The sequence below is a fragment of the Frankia torreyi genome, from assembly GCF_000948395.1.
Classification (GTDB): domain Bacteria; phylum Actinomycetota; class Actinomycetes; order Frankiales; family Frankiaceae; genus Frankia; species Frankia torreyi.
Genome location: NZ_JYFN01000137.1, coordinates 1 through 2,164 on the forward strand (window position 1 = coordinate 1; position 2,164 = coordinate 2,164).

General features: G+C 66.2%; 2 protein-coding genes. Both read right to left on the bottom strand.

Going from position 1 to position 2,164, the window contains the following annotated elements; all coding sequences use genetic code 11:
* Positions 1-107: 107 nt before the first annotated feature.
* Complete coding sequence (locus FF36_RS31180) at positions 108-1,160, bottom strand: phosphatidylinositol-specific phospholipase C (RefSeq protein WP_052681692.1); 1,053 nt, start codon at positions 1,158-1,160, stop codon at positions 108-110.
* Between the two features lie 643 nt (positions 1,161-1,803).
* Positions 1,804-2,164, bottom strand: a 361-nt coding sequence (locus FF36_RS31185) for a transposase (RefSeq protein WP_044888801.1), incomplete at its 5' end; no start/stop codon positions are given.

The following is a 2,164-nucleotide window of genomic DNA, read 5'->3' on the forward strand; positions in this document are numbered from 1 at the left end:
CGGGCCATCTCGTCCTGTCTCATACCAACCACCGCCACACACATGAAGACGACAGTCAGTACAACCACAGACAGACCTAATCAAGTCCTACTAGAAGGCCACTGGCACTACCAGTTGTAGTTCCAGTAGACGATTCCGCTGATCAGCCCCTCGTTCCAGCCGTCGTCGGAGTCGAAGAAGTCGAGCGGCATGACGCCCAACTGGCCCACGGTGCGCCACTGCTCGATGTTGCCCCAGATCGCGTCGTAGAGCGGCGGCTGGATGAGGTCGGCGTAGCCGTCCGGCGCGATCCACGGCGGGTCGTTCGCGCTCACGTAGTTGACGTAGAGGCGGTCGTCGCCCGGCTCGCGGTAGACGACCGACGCGTTCGCCTGGGCCCAGATCTCGTCGAACTTCACGCTCGGGTCGCTGTTGCCCCAGTCGTCCTGGATGACGAGGTCCGGCCCGCCGTAGTTGATGCCGCCGAGGCCCGCCACGTCACCCAGCAGCACAATCTTCCCGCGGGCCTGGCCCACCGTCGGGATGTCGCCGTCGGTGTAGTAGTACGACCGCAGGTACCTGTTGTTGAAGATCTCTCGGAAGGTCTCGTCGCTCTCGTTGGAGTACTCCTGCTTCACCCGCATCAGGATGAACTCGGACGGGTGGCTGGAGAGGAAGTCCGCACACTTCTGCTGGACGTCACCGAACATGATGCTCTGGTAGTAGGCGCCGTGGTGGATGGCGAACGACCGGTCCGAGCCGCTGCCGACGACCCGGCAGCGGATGTCGAGGAACCGGCAGCCCAGGTCGAGCTGGTCGGCGACGTCGAGCGTCTGGCAGGGCACGAAGATGTTTCCCTTGCCGTAGCGGGCGCAGGACTCGTGGGTTCCGGGGATCGAGATCCGCCCGATCGACGTGCTGTCGGACAGGTAGTACATCCACTCGTCGCTGGTGAGCAGCTCGGCCGACTTCGCGCGGCCACGCAGCAACCGCCGGCCGACGCCTTCGCGGGGTTCGGCCCGCAGGGGGGCGAAGCTCGCCGCCTGGGACAGGGCCGGGCGCAGGTCGGCCTCGGTGGGGGCCGGACGCGTCATGGCGGGCGGGAGGTCGGTGGGCCCGCCCGCCGGCCCGGTCGCGATCTCGGCGAGCTTCGTCTCGGCGTCGTCGTGCACGCTTGCCATGGGCATCTCCAGGTCAGGGGAGTCGGCGGGAACTGCTGCGCCGCAGCCCGTTTCCGGGCAGCGTTCTTCCGCGCCGCGGATTTCCCGGTGGGAAAAACAGCGGCGATAGTGGCAGTGGCAGTGGCAGTGGCAGAGACAGCGGCGGAAGGCCGGAGCTGGAATCGAGCTGGACGGCCCAGCGCGCACGCGAGAAATCGTCGGAACAGAGTGAGGAGACTGGAACTCGATGCGATCTGCCGCCGGTCATGCTGTGATGCGGCGGCCATCGTGATATCTGCCGGAACGACAGCTTAGGGGCGCGTCGCCGCCAAGCGAGGAGGTTTCCCGGAAATTGTCCGGAACAGTGACCACAGTGACCACAGTGACCACAGTGTCTCCGGCGGCACGGTCTGCGGGCTGACCGCCGCGAGCCGCTCCGACGATCGCGGAACGCCGGGCGACGGCTCGGGCGTCCGCGGCGGATGCGTGGGAGAGCGCCTCCATGGTCCTTCCACAGGGTTGCGCGTCCGATTTATCCCTGTGGAGGAGACAGAGGGCGCCGCTCCCATGCACACCACGATCCTCGAAGTCGAAGTCGAAGTCGGAGTCGAAGTCGGGGTCGGGGCTCGGACCTGGGAGTGTGGGTGCTAGTAGACCGTCGCCACTAATGTTTGGGGTATAGGTGGCGGAGTTTGGTGCGGGCGTCGGCGGTGGTGAAGTGCCAGTGGACTTGGCGCTGGTCGGTGTTGACGGCTGTCTGCCAGGCGGCGAGTTCGGTGTTGAGCACGTCGAGGTCGTCGATGCGGCGGTCGAGGCATTGGCGGGTCAGTGCGGCCAGTTCGATCTCGGCGATGTTGAGCCAGGAGCCGTGTTTGGGGGTGTGGTGGATCTCGAGGCGCCCGGCGAGAGCGAACGCGACGGCGGGGTCGAAGGCCTCGTAGAGCGAGGCGATGCCGTGGGTATTGAGGTTGTCCATGACCAGCACCACCCGCTCGGCGTGGGGGTAGTCGATGGTCAGCAGGTGC